At 65.0% G+C, this 15,757-nt stretch carries 16 protein-coding genes and 2 pseudogenes; 12 read left to right on the top strand and 6 right to left on the bottom strand.

What is annotated here, in order from left to right:
- Window positions 1-429: 429 nt before the first annotated feature.
- Together Q0139_RS04750 and Q0139_RS04745 are read left to right on the top strand one after the other, a co-directional pair.
- Window positions 430-831, top strand: a pseudogene (locus Q0139_RS04750) (IS5 family transposase); the annotation flags it as partial.
- A gap of 72 nt (window positions 832-903) precedes the next feature.
- Window positions 904-1,152, top strand: coding sequence for a hypothetical protein (locus Q0139_RS04745; RefSeq protein WP_298018359.1), 249 nt, complete (start codon window positions 904-906; stop codon window positions 1,150-1,152).
- Window positions 1,153-1,560: 408 nt separating this feature from the next.
- Here the strand turns inward: Q0139_RS04745 and Q0139_RS04740 are convergent, their stop codons facing one another.
- Window positions 1,561-1,971 (bottom strand): hypothetical protein, encoded by a 411-nt coding sequence (locus Q0139_RS04740; protein WP_298018235.1) that lies wholly within the window; start codon window positions 1,969-1,971, stop codon window positions 1,561-1,563.
- Between the two features lie 256 nt (window positions 1,972-2,227).
- Between Q0139_RS04740 and Q0139_RS04735 the strand changes: the two genes are divergently transcribed.
- Together Q0139_RS04735 and obgE (Q0139_RS04730) are read left to right on the top strand one after the other, a co-directional pair.
- Window positions 2,228-2,653 (top strand): contact-dependent growth inhibition system immunity protein, encoded by a 426-nt coding sequence (locus Q0139_RS04735; protein WP_298018230.1) that lies wholly within the window; start codon window positions 2,228-2,230, stop codon window positions 2,651-2,653.
- Window positions 2,654-2,809: 156 nt separating this feature from the next.
- Window positions 2,810-2,932, top strand: a pseudogene (gene obgE, locus Q0139_RS04730) (GTPase ObgE); the annotation flags it as partial.
- 25 nt (window positions 2,933-2,957) lie between these two features.
- Here obgE (Q0139_RS04730) and Q0139_RS04725 read toward each other — a convergent pair.
- Window positions 2,958-3,332, bottom strand: coding sequence for a hypothetical protein (locus Q0139_RS04725; protein ID WP_298018227.1), 375 nt, complete (start codon window positions 3,330-3,332; stop codon window positions 2,958-2,960).
- 168 nt (window positions 3,333-3,500) lie between these two features.
- Here Q0139_RS04725 and obgE (Q0139_RS04720) point away from each other — a divergent pair, with 168 nt between their 5' ends.
- The 3 genes from obgE (Q0139_RS04720) to Q0139_RS04710 all read left to right on the top strand — a co-directional run bounded on the left by obgE (Q0139_RS04720) (window position 3,501) and on the right by Q0139_RS04710 (window position 6,704).
- Window positions 3,501-4,535, top strand: a complete 1,035-nt coding sequence (gene obgE / locus Q0139_RS04720) for a GTPase ObgE (protein ID WP_298018224.1) — start codon at window positions 3,501-3,503, stop codon at window positions 4,533-4,535.
- A 148-nt stretch (window positions 4,536-4,683) separates the two neighbouring features.
- Window positions 4,684-5,799: a glutamate 5-kinase gene (gene proB, locus Q0139_RS04715; RefSeq protein WP_298018220.1), complete on the top strand. Its 1,116-nt coding sequence runs from the start codon at window positions 4,684-4,686 to the stop codon at window positions 5,797-5,799.
- Window positions 5,796-6,704: an NAD(P)-dependent oxidoreductase gene (locus Q0139_RS04710; protein WP_298018217.1), complete on the top strand. Its 909-nt coding sequence runs from the start codon at window positions 5,796-5,798 to the stop codon at window positions 6,702-6,704. The genes proB and Q0139_RS04710 overlap by 4 nt, the downstream gene beginning before the upstream one ends.
- Here Q0139_RS04710 and Q0139_RS04705 read toward each other — a convergent pair.
- Window positions 6,701-7,252, bottom strand: coding sequence for a Pycsar system effector family protein (locus Q0139_RS04705; protein ID WP_298018214.1), 552 nt, complete (start codon window positions 7,250-7,252; stop codon window positions 6,701-6,703). The genes Q0139_RS04710 and Q0139_RS04705 overlap by 4 nt on opposite strands.
- Window positions 7,253-7,324: 72 nt before the next feature.
- Here Q0139_RS04705 and Q0139_RS04700 point away from each other — a divergent pair, with 72 nt between their 5' ends.
- The 3 genes from Q0139_RS04700 to Q0139_RS04690 all read left to right on the top strand — a co-directional run bounded on the left by Q0139_RS04700 (window position 7,325) and on the right by Q0139_RS04690 (window position 10,911).
- The gene (locus tag Q0139_RS04700) at window positions 7,325-7,567 is read left to right on the top strand and encodes an acyl carrier protein (RefSeq protein WP_298018211.1); all 243 of its coding nucleotides are present in this window, start codon (window positions 7,325-7,327) and stop codon (window positions 7,565-7,567) included.
- A gap of 2 nt (window positions 7,568-7,569) precedes the next feature.
- Complete coding sequence (locus tag Q0139_RS04695) at window positions 7,570-8,823, top strand: aminotransferase class I/II-fold pyridoxal phosphate-dependent enzyme (protein ID WP_298018357.1); 1,254 nt, start codon at window positions 7,570-7,572, stop codon at window positions 8,821-8,823.
- Between the two features lie 114 nt (window positions 8,824-8,937).
- On the top strand, window positions 8,938-10,911 hold the full coding sequence (locus Q0139_RS04690; RefSeq protein WP_298018208.1) for an ATP-binding protein: 1,974 nt from the start codon (window positions 8,938-8,940) through the stop codon (window positions 10,909-10,911).
- 19 nt (window positions 10,912-10,930) lie between these two features.
- Here the strand turns inward: Q0139_RS04690 and Q0139_RS04685 are convergent, their stop codons facing one another.
- Genes Q0139_RS04685 through Q0139_RS04675 form a run of 3 tightly spaced genes read right to left on the bottom strand, consistent with a single transcriptional unit; the run spans window position 10,931 to window position 13,311 of the window.
- On the bottom strand, window positions 10,931-11,821 hold the full coding sequence (locus Q0139_RS04685) for a hypothetical protein (RefSeq protein ID WP_298018205.1): 891 nt from the start codon (window positions 11,819-11,821) through the stop codon (window positions 10,931-10,933).
- Entirely contained in the window at window positions 11,818-12,792 is a 975-nt protein-coding gene (locus Q0139_RS04680) for a diacylglycerol kinase family protein (RefSeq protein WP_298018203.1), read from the bottom strand. Before Q0139_RS04680 ends, Q0139_RS04685 begins: the two co-directional genes overlap by 4 nt.
- Window positions 12,793-12,795: 3 nt before the next feature.
- On the bottom strand, window positions 12,796-13,311 hold the full coding sequence (locus Q0139_RS04675) for a DUF2141 domain-containing protein (RefSeq protein WP_298018200.1): 516 nt from the start codon (window positions 13,309-13,311) through the stop codon (window positions 12,796-12,798).
- Window positions 13,312-13,474: 163 nt separating this feature from the next.
- Here Q0139_RS04675 and Q0139_RS04670 point away from each other — a divergent pair, with 163 nt between their 5' ends.
- Both Q0139_RS04670 and lptG read left to right on the top strand, forming a co-directional pair.
- Window positions 13,475-14,650: an LptF/LptG family permease gene (locus tag Q0139_RS04670; protein WP_298018354.1), complete on the top strand. Its 1,176-nt coding sequence runs from the start codon at window positions 13,475-13,477 to the stop codon at window positions 14,648-14,650.
- Window positions 14,651-14,653: 3 nt separating this feature from the next.
- The gene (gene lptG, locus Q0139_RS04665; protein ID WP_298018197.1) at window positions 14,654-15,754 is read left to right on the top strand and encodes an LPS export ABC transporter permease LptG; all 1,101 of its coding nucleotides are present in this window, start codon (window positions 14,654-14,656) and stop codon (window positions 15,752-15,754) included.
- Window positions 15,755-15,757: the final 3 nt, after the last annotated feature.

The raw sequence follows: 15,757 nt of genomic DNA, 5'->3' as shown, positions 1-15,757 counted from the left end.
GCCGCTGGACTGGCCGGCTTCGATGGAAAAGGTGAAATGCATAAGCATATCCTCCTCTATCGTGCGCGGACCTCTTGATGAGCCGAAAACCACGCATAAGGCCAGCATCGGAGACATTTCAGTTTTTTAAGCAGTCCCTGCGGTTGCCTCCTAACGCTTCCGACTGCACAACTCTGCTCGTATGAGCGTCGGCCTCAATGTTGGCAAGAGTGGTTCGCTGAGTTCGTACCCAATTGTTTTTCGGGGGGTTAGATCAGGGGTCGACGTATGTTCGCGCCCGCTATCCCAGCTTTGAGCCGCCAGTATGGCGGACACCCTCTCCGCCAGCCTTTCCGAAATTCGGCAAAAGTCCTAGGCTCAGGACCTATTAATTAGCTTGCATGATAGAGGATAGGTTGATCCAAGGACGGTGTCGAAGAAGCGCTACCGATGCATGTTCCGTTTATGCTGAGCCGTGCGCAGATGCGCCGGATCGAGCCGTTGTTCCCGTTGTCGCATGGCATCCCGAGGGTCGACGACCGGCGGATCGTATCGGAGATGGTCTACGTCACAAGCACGGCCTGATGTGGCGCGATGCACCAAGGGTTACGGGCCGCACAAGACCATCTACGACCGGCTCATCTGTTGGAGCAAAATGGGCGTGTTCAACCGCATCTTCGCCGAACTGGCGGGCGAGGCAGGGGAGCCCGATGCGATCATGATCGATGCCACCCAAGGCACACCGCACGGCGGCGAGCCTTCTAAAAGGGTGGTCTTCCTCGACGTATCGGGCGCACCAGGGGCGGGCTGAACTCCAAGCTCCATGCCCTGTGCGACGGCAAAGGCCGCCCGCGCGACATCGTCGACCTGACCTTCGACGCGTTCAACAAGGAGGGCGCCGGCGCGCTCGCCAGCTGGATGCTCGTGTCGGGAAACGAGGACGCGCTCGACCCGATCGTCGAGACGATCCACGAGCTGGTCGACGATCTGGGCGAGGAAGGCCATGCCGATGCCGCGATCCATGAGAACACGTTCGAACTCGTCCTGCTGGCGCTGGGCGACGCGCTGATGGGGCGGCAGCTGGCGGGTTCGCTCGGGTTGAAACGCGGCACGGCGCGGGATTTGGCCGAGCGGCGGCTGGCGCAATCGCTTGAGGTGCGGAACGGCGGCTGAGGCGCGACGCCCTGAGCAACAGGTCATTGCGAGCAAAGCGGGCCGAAGGCGACCGAAGGTCAACTAATCCAGAGCCACGCGGGGCAGCACGCGCGGCTCTGGATTGCCGCGTCGCCTTCGGCTCCTCGCAATGACGAGGCGGTAGGACCGAAGCCACCAGAAGTCGCACAAGTCCCGCCTCCACGCGTGCGAGCTGCGCGGTAATTCCACCCCTGCAGGGGGAGCCGAAGGCGTTGCGCAGCAACAGCGGGACCGGCGAAGCCGGTGGAGGGGTATCGGCGTTGAGGTTTCACGCTTCGCCTGTAGTGACACCTCTCCGTCGCGCTACGCGCGCCACCTCCCCTCTCAGGGGAGGATCGCTGGCTCGCCCGCACAACGTGCCGCCCGCTTGACACCGAACGCCCTTTTTCACGCCCCGAAACCCCGCAACGGATTGCCGGCGCGCAACCGCCCCTCGGCGACCCGATCGATATGCGACAGGGCGCGAAAAAGCGCGGATTTGTCGGCTTCGTGCACGGCATGGGAGAAGCGCCCGGCACGCATCACCGGCCGCCAAACGCCCGTCCGGACCCGCGAAAACGCCTCGTCGAGTGTGACCTTCCGCCGGAGCGCGGCCGCCGCCTCTATATCGCCGAGCGCCGCGTCCCATGCCAGCCGAAACCCCTCGGCCCCCTCATGCCGCCGCAGCCGATAGGCGCTCTCCCGGCTCATCCCGGCCCGCGCCGCCGCTGTCGCCACACACCGCGTCTCCGCCAGCCAGCCGATAAACGTCGCCTGCCGCGCCCCCGTCCACCCATCGGTCCGCGCGCGAACCGGCACGGGCGCGAAGGCGGGGATGCTACGGACGCGGTGCGGTTGCGCGGCGGCCGTGCGCGGATGGGGAGCGGGTGGGTTTGTGGGAGAGGGAGTGTGCTTCATCCAATAGGATGAAACAGAATTTGGTGGTGTAGGACAGAAATTTTCCGAACCGGAGCCAAATCCCGGCGCCGAGACCGCAATCTGCATTCGTCATCAAATCGGACAGTCTGCTAACGACCCAATTGCGGTCGTTCACCACTGTTGTAGGTATTTGGCCGTGTCCACTTCGAATCACATCGACCGATTCAAAACCCTTCAAGAGTTAGAAGGGGAAGATTGGGGTGATCCAGAAACGGCAGAAACGCCAATGATTGGGCGTGTCCTGGCTCTTCGCCGCAAACCTCTCCACACTCTTTCAGATGGAGAGGTGCGCCTTGCAATCGGTCAAAAGGTCAGCTTGCCCTACTTGTTGGAGCTAGCAATCGAACGGCTTCGGCTCGATCCTCTGATTGAAGGTGATTATTATCCCGGTGATGTTCTTTCCGCGCTGGTTCATCTGGATGAGGAGGACTGGCACGGCAAGGATGATCTTCGAGCCGAACTTACAAAGCTTTTTCGCAAGGCGATGAAACAGTCCACGGATGATGCACAAGCCTTCCGTAAAAGCCTTGAATTGCCTCCGAACGGGCATCGCATGAACTGAAGCAAAAGTCCGCTTTCCACCCAATATCGGACACCCATTTCTCCACTTATGCTGTCCAGCGACCGAATTCCCGAACTCGCACCCTAGAAGCTCAAACTTGGCGATGGCTGGACCAAAGGGATACGCACCCCTCGCCACTCCCACGCCCTCGCCTACATCGCGGCCAAGCATTTTCTCGATCAGGTCAGGATTGTCCTGAAGTCCGGCACGGGCGGGCCGGGGGCGGTCGGCTTCCGGCGGGAAAAGTCTATCGCGTTCGGCGGGCCGTACGGTGGCGATGAAGCGTGTCGCGCCCTAGCCGTCGTCAGCCTGCGGAAACGGCGATGCAGCCTTCATAGACCTGGACGTTGATATAGGCGTCTCCGCGCCGGATCGCGGTCGCCAGCGGTCTTGGAACAGGACTCATCCAGCGCGGGATCAACGCCCGCGATTCCGCCGAAAGAAACATGTCGTCATATTGATCGGGCCCGTCGGCACGGCCGAAGCGATGATAATTGGCCCGGTCCTGCTGGATGATCGCGGCGACCGACGAAAGCCGCGCGCCCGAACTGCTGCGCGTATCCTGCGGCGTGATCGCCGTGTTGTAAGCGCCGAGAAAATCCCCGCGGCATGCCACCGCCGACTGTATCGGCAGCGCCGCCCCGGCCAGCGCGACGGCGGCGATGATGTATCTGTTCAATGCCCGTCTCCCCCTTGTCGAAAACCGCGACACGATCCCGCCTCCTTATGCGTCGGAACTCGCCTTGAGCGCCAGCGATTTCGTGTTCGGCCGTCGCCGAAATGGCCGGGCCGCACCATCTTTGCCCTCCCCCTCGCCAATCCCCCTCCCCTCGCCTACATCGCGGCCATGCATTTTCTCGATCAGGCCAAGATTTTCGTGAAGTCCGGCGCGGGCGGGCCGGGGGCGGTCTCCTTCCGGCGGGAGAAATATATCGAGTTCGGCGGGCCGGACGGCGGCGATGGCGGCAAGGGCGGCGATATCGTGTTCGAGGCGGTCGAGGGGCTGAATACGCTGATCGACTTTCGCTACACCCAGCATTTCAAGGCGCCGCGCGGCAAGGGCGGGGCGGGCAAGCAGCAGACCGGCGCGGGCGGCAAGAACCTCGTCATCAAGGTGCCGGTGGGGACGCAGATCCTGTCCGAGGACAAGGAGATCGTCCTCGCCGACTTCACCAGGGCAGGGCAGACCAAAACGCTGCTCGAAGGCGGCATGGGCGGGCGCGGCAACCTTTCCTACAAAAGCTCCACCAACCGCGCGCCGCGCCAGCACCAGCCGGGCGAGCCGGGCGAGGAGCTTTGGGTGTGGCTGCGGCTGAAGCTGATCGCCGATGCGGGGCTGGTCGGTATGCCCAATGCGGGCAAGTCGACCTTCCTCAACCTCGTGTCGAACGCCAAGGCCAAGGTCGGCGCCTATCCCTTCACGACGATCCATCCAAAGCTCGGCGTGGTCGAGCACAAGGGCCGCGATTTCGTGATGGCGGACATTCCCGGCCTGATCGCGGGCGCGGCCGAGGGCGCGGGGATCGGCGACCGGTTCCTCGGCCATGTCGAACGCTGCCGCGTGCTGCTCCATCTGGTCGACGGGACGGCGGACGACCCGGTCGAGAACTGGCATGTCGTGCGCGAGGAGCTGGATCAATATGGCGCCGGGCTCGACGGCAAGCCGGAGATCATCGCGCTGAACAAGTGCGACGTGCTGGGCGAGGAGCTGGCGGCGGATGTCGCAAGCGAAGTGGCCGAGGCGACGGGGCGGCCCGTGCTGCCGCTGTCCGGCGCGACCGGCGCGGGGCTGGAGGCGGTGCTCGACAAGCTGATCGAGGCGCTGGGCGAGCGTGAGGAGGAAGACGAGGATACCGGGGAAGACGCGGCATGGCGGCCGTGAGGGCGGAAGGTCCTCCCCGGTACGGGGAGGGGGACCGCGACGCGAAGCGGCGGGGTGGAGGGGCACCCTCCCATAGCCTTTCGCTGAAGAGGAAAGCGCCCCTCCACCGGCTTCGCCGGTCCCCCTCCCCGTACCGGGGAGGATTATAATGACCTTCACCCCCACCGCCTGCCCCCGCCTTGTCGTCAAGATCGGCTCGTCGCTGCTTGTCGGCGACGAAGGCGCGGTGCGGCGGGAGTGGCTGGAGACGCTGGTCGCCGACCTGGTCGAGCGGCGCAGCGCCGGGCAGCAGATCGTCATCGTCTGCTCGGGCGCCATTGCCCTCGGCGCGCGGCGGCTCGGGCTGTCGCATGGCGGGCGGCGGAGCCTCGACGATGCGCAGGCGGCGGCGGCGGCCGGCCAGATCGCGTTGTCGCAATGCTGGGCCGAGCTGCTCGGTGCACACGATATCGCGGCGGCGCAGATCCTCGTAACGCTCGGCGATCTCGAGGACAGGCGGCGCTACCTGAACGCGGCGGCGACGCTCGACCGGCTGATCGGCCTTGGCGCCATCCCCATCGTCAACGAGAATGACAGCGTCGCGACCGAGGAAATCCGCTTCGGCGACAATGACCGGCTCGCCGCGCGGATCGGCCAGGCCGCACGCGCGGACGGCGTGATCCTGCTCTCCGATGTCGAGGGCCTTTTCACCGCCGATCCGGCGAGCGACGCCGATGCGCGGCTGATCGAAACGGTGGACGCGATCGACGGCGATATTACGGCCATGGCCGGTTCGTCATCGGGATCGGGTCTTGGGTCGGGCGGCATGGCATCGAAAGTCGAGGCCGCCCGGATCGCGACCACGGCAGGAATCCCGCTCGCGATCATCTCGGGCATCGAAGACCATCCGCTGGCGCGCTTCGCCGAAACCAGGCGCGGCACGGTGTTCACGGCCGAGGCCGGCGCGAATGCCCGCAAGACCTGGCTCGCCGGGCGGCTGACCGTGCATGGCTGCATCACCATCGATGCCGGTGCTGTGGATGCGCTGCGGTCGGGCAAGAGCCTGCTGCCGGCGGGCGCGACCGGTGTCACGGGCGCGTTCGCGCGGGGCGATGTCGTCGAGATCGCAGGGCCGGACGGCGCGAAGATCGCCCATGGCCTCGCCGAATATGATGCGGACACGGCGGCGCGCATCGTCGGCCACCGCTCGGACGAACTGGGAGACCTGCTCGGCTACGCCCCGCGCGCCGCGCTCGTCCACCGCGACCATATGGTGCTGCTGTGAGCGTTATCGCCGTTACGGGCGGCACCGGTTTCGTCGGCCGGCACTTTCTCGACCTGGCGCTCGGCAGCGGCCACACGCTCCGCGCCCTGACGCGCCGTCCGCAGGAGCCGCGCGACGGCGTTTGCTGGATCGAAGGCGATCTCGGCGACACCCCGGCCCTCGAAAAGCTCTGCGAGGGCGCGGGTGCGGTGGTCCATATCGCCGGCGCCATCTCCGCGCCCGATCGCGAGGGCTTTGCCGAGGCGAATATCGCCGGCACCGAACGCATGATCGCGGCGGCGCAGGCGAAGGGCGTGCGGCGCTTCGTCCATATCTCCTCGCTCGCCGCGCGTGAGCCCGACCTTTCGCTCTATGGCTGGTCGAAGGCGGGGAGCGAAGAGCGGGTGCGCGAGAGCGGGCTCGACTGGACGATCATCCGCCCGCCCGCCGTCTACGGCCCCGGCGACCGCGAAACGCTGGAGCTGTTCAAGATGGCGGCGAAGGGCAGAATCATTCTCCCGCCCCCGGGCCGGATCTCGCTCATCCATGTCGCGGACCTGTGTGAGCTCATCGCCGCTATCGTCAACGCGGCGGGTACGATCGGCGCTCTTTACGAACCCGACGACCGGCGCGAGGGCGGGCTGACGCACCGCGAATTCGGCGAAGCGCTGGGCCGCGCCGTCGGGCGAAAGGTGCGTACCTATTCGATGCCCGCCTGGCTCGTCCGTCTCGCCGCCCGGTCGGACCGGCTGTATCGGGGAAAGAATGCGAAGCTGACGCCGGACCGCGCCCGTTATTTCTGCCATCCGGACTGGGCGGTCGATCCCGATCGCGCGCCGCCAGCCGATCTATGGGCGCCGCGCTATCGGGACGACGACGGACTGGCCCAGACCGCAAACTGGTATCGCGAAAAGGGCTGGCTCTAGCCCGCGCGCAGCACGAGTTCGGCGATATAGGCGCCGAAGGAGAGCACCAGGCCGACAAGAAAGGCCCGAAACGCATAGGCGAGAAAGCGGTATTTCTTCCGGTGAAGCACGCTGCCATTCTGGTGGATGTCGCGCAGCATGAGACGGTAGATCTCCTCGCGGTCCTTCGTCCTTTCCAGCATGTCGGTGATATATTCATCCTCGCCGATCCCCGCGAAACCGCCGAAAAACAGCAGATTGGGCGTGCCGGGCGCCTTTTTCGTCGAAGGAATGATCGCCATCACGGCGAGCACGGCGGAAAGGAAGGATGCGGCGGCCAGAATGAACGAGGCGATGCTCGGCGACGCGCCCATCCCCTCCCGCAGCGCCAGTGTGAACACGACGAAGCTCGCGCCGACGAGCACACTCGCCTTCTGGTCGGCAATCAGGCTCCAATGCACGTGGTTCTGCTGCGCGGTGCGAAGCAGGTAGTTCATCGCCTCGGGCCACGCATCCTCGGCATTTTCGGGCGTTTGCGTCATCGCGGCGATCTGCCACGGCGCGCTCAAATCAACAAGCCTTCGCCGCTTTGCCGCCCAATTCTCTTGCCAAGCCCGAATCTTGGCTTTTAGGGACGCAATATGACAGATCGCACCGCGACGTTCGAAAAGGTGAAGGGCTTGATCGAGCCGTTCAATGAAAAGGGCGTCGACCTCAAGGAAGAAACCACCTTCGTCGGCGACCTCGAATGGGACAGCCTGACCGTGATGGACTTCGTCGCCTCGGTCGAGGACGAATTCGATATCATCATCACGATGAACCAGCAGGCGGAAATCGAGACGGTGGGCCAGCTGGTCGACGCCGTGGGAGAGTTGCAGCAATGAGTATGGCCGGAAGCCAGACCGCAGCCGATGTGCTGGCCGCGGATGGACCACAATCGCGCGACCTGTTCGAAAAATTCGAACCGCTGATCCAGGAACGCGACCGGCTGCTCGGAACGGGCGTGCGCGACCCCTTCGCCATCGTCATGGACGAGGTGAAATCGCCGACCGAAGCGGTGATCCAGGGCAAGGACACGATCCTGCTCGGCACCTACAACTATATGGGCATGACCTTCGATCCCGATGTCATCCAGGCCGGTGTCGACGCGCTCAAGGAATTCGGATCGGGCACGACGGGCAGCCGGGTGCTTAACGGCACCTATGTCGGGCACAAGGATGTCGAGGCGGCGCTGTGCGAATTCTACGGCATGGGCCATGCCATGGTCTTTTCGACCGGCTACCAGGCCAATCTCGGCATCGTTTCCACGCTCGCCGGCAAGGGCGATTATGTCATCCTCGACGCCGACAGCCATGCCTCCATCTATGACGGCTGCTTTCTCGGCAATGCCGATATCGTCCGCTTCCGCCACAACAATGTCGAAGACCTCGAAAAGCGTCTCGGCCGCCTGCCGCCCGAGGCCGGCAAACTCGTCGTGCTCGAGGGCGTCTATTCGATGCTCGGTGATATCGCGCCGCTCGACAAGATGGTGACGGTGGCCAAGAAGTTCGGCGCGATGGTGCTGGTCGACGAAGCGCATTCGATGGGCTTTTTCGGCGAACATGGCCGCGGCGTCGCCGAAGCGCAGGGGGTGCTCGACCAGGTCGATTTCGTGATCGGGACCTTCTCCAAAAGCGTCGGCACCGTCGGCGGTTTCTGCGTGTCCAACCATCCCAAGACCGAATTTCTCCGGCTCGTCTGCCGTCCCTACACCTTCACGGCCTCGCTGCCGCCATCGGTGGTCGCCACCGCCGCGACCTCGATCCGCAAGCTGATGCACGCCGGGAACAAGCGCGCGCATCTGTGGGAAAATTCGAAGCGGCTGCACAAGGGGTTGCGCGATCTCGGTTTCCGGCTCGCGACAGAGGAACCCGAAAGCGCGATCCTCGCCGTGCTGCTCGACGACCAGGAACAGGCCGTGCGGATGTGGCAGGCGCTGCTCGAAGAAGGGCTGTATGTGAACATGGCGCGGCCGCCTGCGACGCCTGCGGGCATCTACCTGCTGCGCTGTTCGCTATGTGCGGAGCATTCGGCCGAACAGGTCGAACAGATCCTCGGCATGTTCGAATCCGCGGGCAAGGCGACCGGCGCGATCGGCTGACCGCGTGTCGCGCGGCAGAGCGCGCTGCCGCTGCGGTCAATGGACCGGGCGCAGGCGCGTTAAGCTCCGCATAACTACCCCGATCGGCGATCAGCCCCTATAAGGGGCGCTTAAATGGTGGAAGAAAACTGGCTTTTCGGCGGCGGGGAGAATAGTTCCCGCCAGGCCTGGCGTCGCGGCCTGCTGAGCGCAGGGGCACTGCTGCTCGCGCTGATGATGGCCGGGCTGCTCTATCTCGTCGCCCAGTCGAACAGCGAGCGCGACGCGGCGGCGGATCGCGAACGCCGCAGCTACGAGATCATCATGCTGACCCGCGCCATCGAGGGCGCGCGATCGCGCTCGGAAGCGGCGCTCGGCCGGTTCGTCATCAACAGCGACCGTCGGCTCGGCACAATCTATCGCGACGAATGGCGCATTGCGGGCCGCCAGATCGGCCGGCTCGAACAATTGCTCGACGACCGGCCCGAGCAACTCGAACTGACGCGTCAGGTCGGTCTGCTCTACGATCAATATGGCCGGGAGCTTTCACGGACGGCCAGCTACGCCAATGCCCGGCGCAATTGGGAGGCTCTGTCGTTGCATAACGAGACCGCCGTCAGCAGTGCGGGAGCGGGCATCACCAGTACGCTCGACCGGATCGCCGACAATGAGCGTGCCCGGCTCGCCGAGCTGTCGGCAGCACGGATCGAGACCACCGAAAAGTCGAACCTGCTCGCGACACTGTTGACGATTGCGGGCGTGATCCTCGGGATCGTCGCGCTGGCCCTTGCATGGGCCACGGTACGGGCATTTCGCGACCGCCACCGCGCCGACCAGCGTGCCGATGAACTGGAAGAAGCGGTCAGCCAGCGCACCGCCGAACTCGAAACGCTCAACGCCGAATTGCGCGCCGAGGTGACCGAGCGCGTCGCCGCCGAACAGAAGCTCCGCCAGGCGCAGAAACTGGAAGCCGTCGGCCGGCTGACCGGCGGCATCGCGCACGATTTCAACAATATGCTGTCGGTCGTGGTCGGCGGAATCGATCTCGCCCGGCGCAAGCTGGACGATGACGACGATGCGATCCGGCGGCATTTGGACAATGCGGCGGACGGCGCCGACAGGGCCGCCGCGCTGACGCGACGCCTGCTCGCCTTTGCCCGGTCCGAACCGTTATTGCCCGCGGCGACCGATCCGGCCGAGCTTGTCGATCAGATGGCCGGGCTGATCGAACGGACGATCGGCGAGCGGATCGAGGTGTCGATCGATTGCGAAACCGATTGCTGGCCGGTCTGGGTCGATCCGCGCCAGCTGGAAAGCGCCATCGTCAACCTCGCCGTCAACGGCCGCGACGCGATGGACGGCACCGGCGCCATGCGGATCGCCGTCGCCAATTGCCCGCTCGACGATCGGCAGATCAACGAGCTGCCGGCGGGCGACTATGTCCGCATCGCCGTCAGCGACGATGGCTGCGGTATGGGACCCGAGGTGATCGAGCGCGTGTTCGAACCCTTTTTCACGACCAAGGAGGTCGGCAAGGGTACCGGCCTCGGGATGAGCCAGATTTTCGGTTTCGCCCGGCAATCGGGCGGCGATGTCGGGATCGACAGCACCGTCGGCGAGGGAACGACGGTTTCGATCTATCTCCCGCGCCATGGCGGCGCGGTGCAAAAGGCGTCGGCCGATGCCGGTTCGCTCGGTCCCGAAGCAGGCGAGCGGCACATTGCCGGCCACACAATCCTCGTCGTCGAGGACGATCCGAGGGTGCTTCGCGCGACGTCCGAGGCGCTTGAGGAGCTGCAATGCGCCGTCATTCCGTGCGACGGTGCGCAAGCCGCGCTTGCTGCTCTCAGCGGGTCGCAGCCGATCGACCTGTTGCTCACCGATGTCGTGATGCCGGATATGACCGGGCCCGAACTCGTCGCCCATATCGCCCCCGATCATCCCGATCTGCCTGTCGTTTTCGTGACCGGCTATGTCGGCGAGGGCGGCGAACTCGATCAGCTCGAAAACCGGATGGTGCTGCGAAAGCCGTTCACCATGGCCGAACTTGCCGAAGCGATCCGCACCGCGCTTCGCGAGCGGACCCGGGCACAGATCGCGGCGGAATAGGGGCGAACCGCACCGGCGCCTAGCGGACGGCGCCCCTAATCAGGAGTCGCGGCAGCAGCACGACCGCGCCGAGCAGCGGCCATCGCCGTTGCCAGGGTTTGACGCGGATATCGGTGCCGGCATGCCGGTTGATCTTCCAGGCGAGATAATCGACGCCGCCGGCATAGGTCGCGCTTGCCTTGGTGAGGCGTAGCAGGGTCAACGCCTTGCCTTTGCGGCGGGTCGACCGCCACCAGCGCGCCATCCGCTTCGGGTTTTTCGCCGCCTCGTCTCCGATCGCCGCCAGCGCCGCCTCGCCGAAACGCGCATAGCGATCGGGCGTCGCATCGACGATCGAACCCGACCGCGTCTTGCGTTCGGCGCGCAGTTCGGCGGAATAGGTCAGCGCGAAGCCGCGGCGCCATATCGCCAGCGCATCGGCCGCATCGGCCTCGTCCATCATGGGCAATGTGTGCCGGAAGAGCGTTGGCGCAGCCTGCGCGACGGTTTCGATCGCATCCCGCCGCGCCGCTTCGTCGGCCGCCCAGACCAGCCGCGAAGGCTGGGCGAAGCGCGCCCAGACCGATACGCTGCGCGCATCATCGCCCATCTCGCGCAGAAAATCGGCTTCGCTGAGCACGGCGATCTTCGCCTGCAACCCGTCATAGTTCGCCGGAAAGACGTTGGGCGGGATCAGGCGGTTCGCGGTCGCCAGCCAGCGCTTGGCATAGGCGGCGCGATAATCGGAAACGATCAGGTAGAAATCGAGCATCTCGCCATCGAGCTGCTCGCTGCGAAGGCAAGAGCCGTAGAACAGCACGGCGCGCGCAGCCTCGCCATATTCGCCGGCGATGTGCGCGGCGAAGGCCGATACGCGCGGATCGACCGGCTCGCCGAGCTCGGCCGCGACCAGTTCGGGAAGCGAGGTCACGCCGCCAGCGAGACGAACGGTACAGGCCGTGTCGGCGTCAGGACGATCGGCCGGTCGTTATTGGTCTCGAACAGTTCGCCGTCGAAGATCACGCTGGAATGGGCGCCTTCGATGCGGATTTCGGTGCCGCGCGACAGGTGCACGCCCGACATTTTCGACCGGCCGAGCTTGCCCATCAGGCTGGCCCAGAGCGCGCGCATCATCGCGAGCGGGCGCTGTTCGACCGCCATCAGCTTCAGCGGGCCGGTGGTGCCGTCGTCATGATTGGTCTGCGTCTTCAGCAGCAGCCGTTCGAGCGTGGTGATGATCAACAGGGCATATTTCCCCTGATATTCCCCCTGCTGCATGATCGAAATGCTGACCGGCCGGGCCGGCGGCGGCAGGAAGCGCGCCTTGATCCGCAAGAACGAGGCGAAGATCAGCGCAATGGCGGTGAGCACATGGCTGATCCCGTTCGGCAGGCCGAGCGGATAGATTTTGTGCCGGCAATAGAGGATCGTGTCCGACAGCCCGGCCCCGCCCACGAACATGCCGATCACCGGCCGCCCGTTCGCCGTTCCGCCCGACAGCGAGATCAGCTCGCGCCCGACGATGTGACCGTCGAGGCCCGTGCGCGCGATTTCCATGATCTTGTCGAGCGCGGCGATCGGATCGCCCTCGGCACCCAGATCGAGCGCGATCAGGTTCGTCTTGCCGTTGGGCAGGACCGCGACCGGCGGCGGCGTATCGCCGAAATGCGCGCCATGGTGCAGTTCGGTCATCGCCGCCTGCACCGTGCCGTCGCCGCCGTTGATCGCCAGGATCTGCGGTTTCACCCGCGCGATGGTCGCGAGCGCCGCCCCGATCTGGTCGACATCCTCCACTTCATAATGGAAGATGTCGGCCCTCTCCGCGCAATATTTCCGGATCCGCGGCAGCATGGCCACATTTCCGGTCGATCGCGGATTGGAGAGGAGGGCGACGCACACCATCGGCTAGAACTGGATCGGCTCCACGGACGCGCCCTGAAGATAGTTCAGGACGATATTCAGGCGGTTCACGCCCGCATTGGCGCGGAACGAAACCTCCGAATAGTTCGGCTCCATGTTGAACGGAAAGGAGATGTTGGGATTGCGCGAGAACCCGCCGCCGTCGCGCCGGTCCGACCGGCCGTTATTGTTGAGATCATGCCGCACGGCGATGCCGTAGGAACCGGGACCAGGAAGCGGCAGGCAGACGGTCATGTCATTGCCCTGCAGCCGTACGGGAATGTCGACGCGGTGCAGCCACTGGCCGCGTTCCAGCCAGTTGTTCGCGCCGCTATAGGATTGCACGCGGACGCGGCCGGTGCCCTGGCGAAAGCCCTGGACGTTGACGAGCACCGCCGTGCCCGAAGCGCCGGAGCGGCAGTTGGACAGGTCGTTCGGCACACGCGTGCCCGCATTGGCGCCGCTCGAAAGAGCGGTCAGTGCGGTCGCGGCAAGGATCGGGACGATTTTGCTTTTCAGCATCAATAACTCCAAAAATTACGCGCCTCGGCCCGATCGCCCAATATCGGCCATGGCAAAACACAGGCTATTCCCCTATTTCTGCCTTCTATCGCCGAGCCTTGCGGCCAAATTGTGGTCATGGAACGACTGAAAGTTGCAACTTTTTACCGCCACCGACCGGTATATGTTCCGGCTCATCATCCTGCCGCTGGTGGGAACGCTGGTCATTGCCGCCATGCTGCTGGTGCTCGACAAGATGCTGCGATTGTTCGATTTCGTGGCGAAGGAGGGCGGCCCGGTCAGCGTCGTCTGGCAGATGCTGGCCAATCTCGTTCCCGAATATCTGTCGATGGCGATCCCGGTCGGCCTGCTGCTCGGCATCCTGCTCGCCTTCCGCAAGCTCGCCCTTTCGTCCGAGCTCGACGTCTTTCGCGCCGTCGGCCTCGGCTATCGGCGGCTGCTCTTCGTCCCCTATCTTTTCACCATCGGCTTCGTGCTGCTGAACCTCGTCATCGTCGGCTATCTTCAGCCGATGGCGCGATACTCGTACGAGAATCTCCAGTTCGAGCTGCGCCAGGGCGCGCTCGGCGCCTCGATCAAGGTCGGCGAGTTCAACCGGCTGGGCAGCGGCATGACATTGCGCGTCGAACGCAGCGAGAATGAAGGCACCGATCTCTATGGCATCTTCGTCCGCACGACGACCGACGAGGGCCGCGACCTCGCCGTCGCCGCCGAGCAGGGCACGTTCATGGGCACCGACGATCCCGACACGATCCTCTTGCGCCTGACCAATGGCCGCCTCGTCCATGACGAGGCCGATTTCAGCCGCCCCCGCGTGCTGAGCTTCGAAAGCCACGACCTGCCCATCAACCTGCCCCGGGTCGACGCCTTTCGCGGCCGCGGCGGCATTCATCGCGAGCTGACCCTGCCCGAACTCGTTCGCGTCGGAGACGATCCACGCGCGCCCCCGGACCTGCGCATGGCGAGCCGGGCGAATTTCCATTACCGCCTCGCCGAGGTGGCGATGATGTTCCTGCTGCCGTTGCTGGCGGTGGCGCTCGCCGTGCCGCCCAAGCGATCGAGTTCGGCGCTCGGCGTGTTCCTGTCGATCGTGATCGTCGTGACCTATCACAAGATCTGCCAATATGGCGAAGATGCGGCGGCGCTGGGCCTTGTCAGCCCCTGGATTTCGCTATGGGTACCGTTCGTCGTGTTCAGTGCGATGATCGCCTGGATGTACTATCAGATCGCCTATGTGCCCGGCGGCCAGCCGATTGGCGCACTCGAACGCGCCTTCTCGAAAACGTTCAGCGCAGTGAAATCGCTCTTCCGGCGACGCCGCACCGTGGCAGCCGACTAGTCGATGGCCGCCGTCTCGCTTCAATTCTTCCCGTCGCGGACGATCGCCTGGTATATGGCGCGCGTTTTCGTGACGCGCGTCTTCGCTGTGCTTGCCGGGCTCGTCGTCATCCTGATGGCGCTCGACCTGCTCGGCGAATCGGGGGCGATTCTTGCCCAGCCCGGCAATGGCGAAGCCGAACTGTGGCTCTATGTCTCGCTGCGCGTACCGCAACTGATTGAGCGTTTCCTGCCTTTTTCAGCGCTATTGGGCTCGTTGATCGCCCTCTCGACCCTCAACGCGAATAGCGAGGTCATCTCGATGAAGGCGGCGGGCGCATCGGCGCACCAGATCCTGGCGCCGCTGATCCTGTCGAGCCTCGTCATCGCCGGGCTGCTCTTCGTCTTCAACGAGCGCGTCACCGCGCCCGCCTATGCGACGCTGAGCGCCTGGGAGGCGGTCGAATACGGCCCGATCCCGGACAGCAGCAGTTCCACCAATGTCTGGGTGCGCGACGGCGACGACCTGATCAACGCGGCATCGGCCAGCGGGCGCCGCGACGGCACGGTGCTGCGCGACGTGACGATTTACGACCGTCGCGACGGCACGCTGCACACGATCGTCCATGGCGATATCGCGCGGCGCGACGGCGAGGCCTGGCGGTTGGAGAACGCGACGCGCTTCGAGGTCGACGGCGTGGAGCGCGAGGAACTCGGCACGATCACCGTGGCCGAAGGCGTGACGCCGGATCAGTTCACGCTGTCGAATGTCGAGGCGCGCGCGCTCAATTTCCCGCAATTGCAGGAGGCGATTGCCGACCTGCAGGCGGCGGGCCGGCCAACCGTGGGACTGGAGGCAGGGCTCTGGCACAAGATTTCCGGCCCGCTTTCGACGATATTGATGCCGCTCCTCGGTGCGATCGCGGGCTTCGGGCTGGCACGGTCGGGGCAGCTCTTCATCCGCGCGATCATCGGCATGGCGCTCGGCTTCACCTATTTCGTCGCCGACAATTTCGCGCTCGCCATGGGCAATATCGGCGCCTATCCGCCAATGCTCGCAGCCTGGGCGCCGTTCTTCCTGTTCCTGCTGATCGGCGAGGCCGTGCTGATCCGAACCGAGGAATAGGTA

This window comes from uncultured Parasphingopyxis sp. (assembly GCF_937129435.1).
GTDB lineage: Bacteria > Pseudomonadota > Alphaproteobacteria > Sphingomonadales > Sphingomonadaceae > Parasphingopyxis.
The sequence above is the reverse complement of the archived record's forward strand: the minus strand, read 5'-3'. Positions and strand labels throughout refer to the sequence as shown.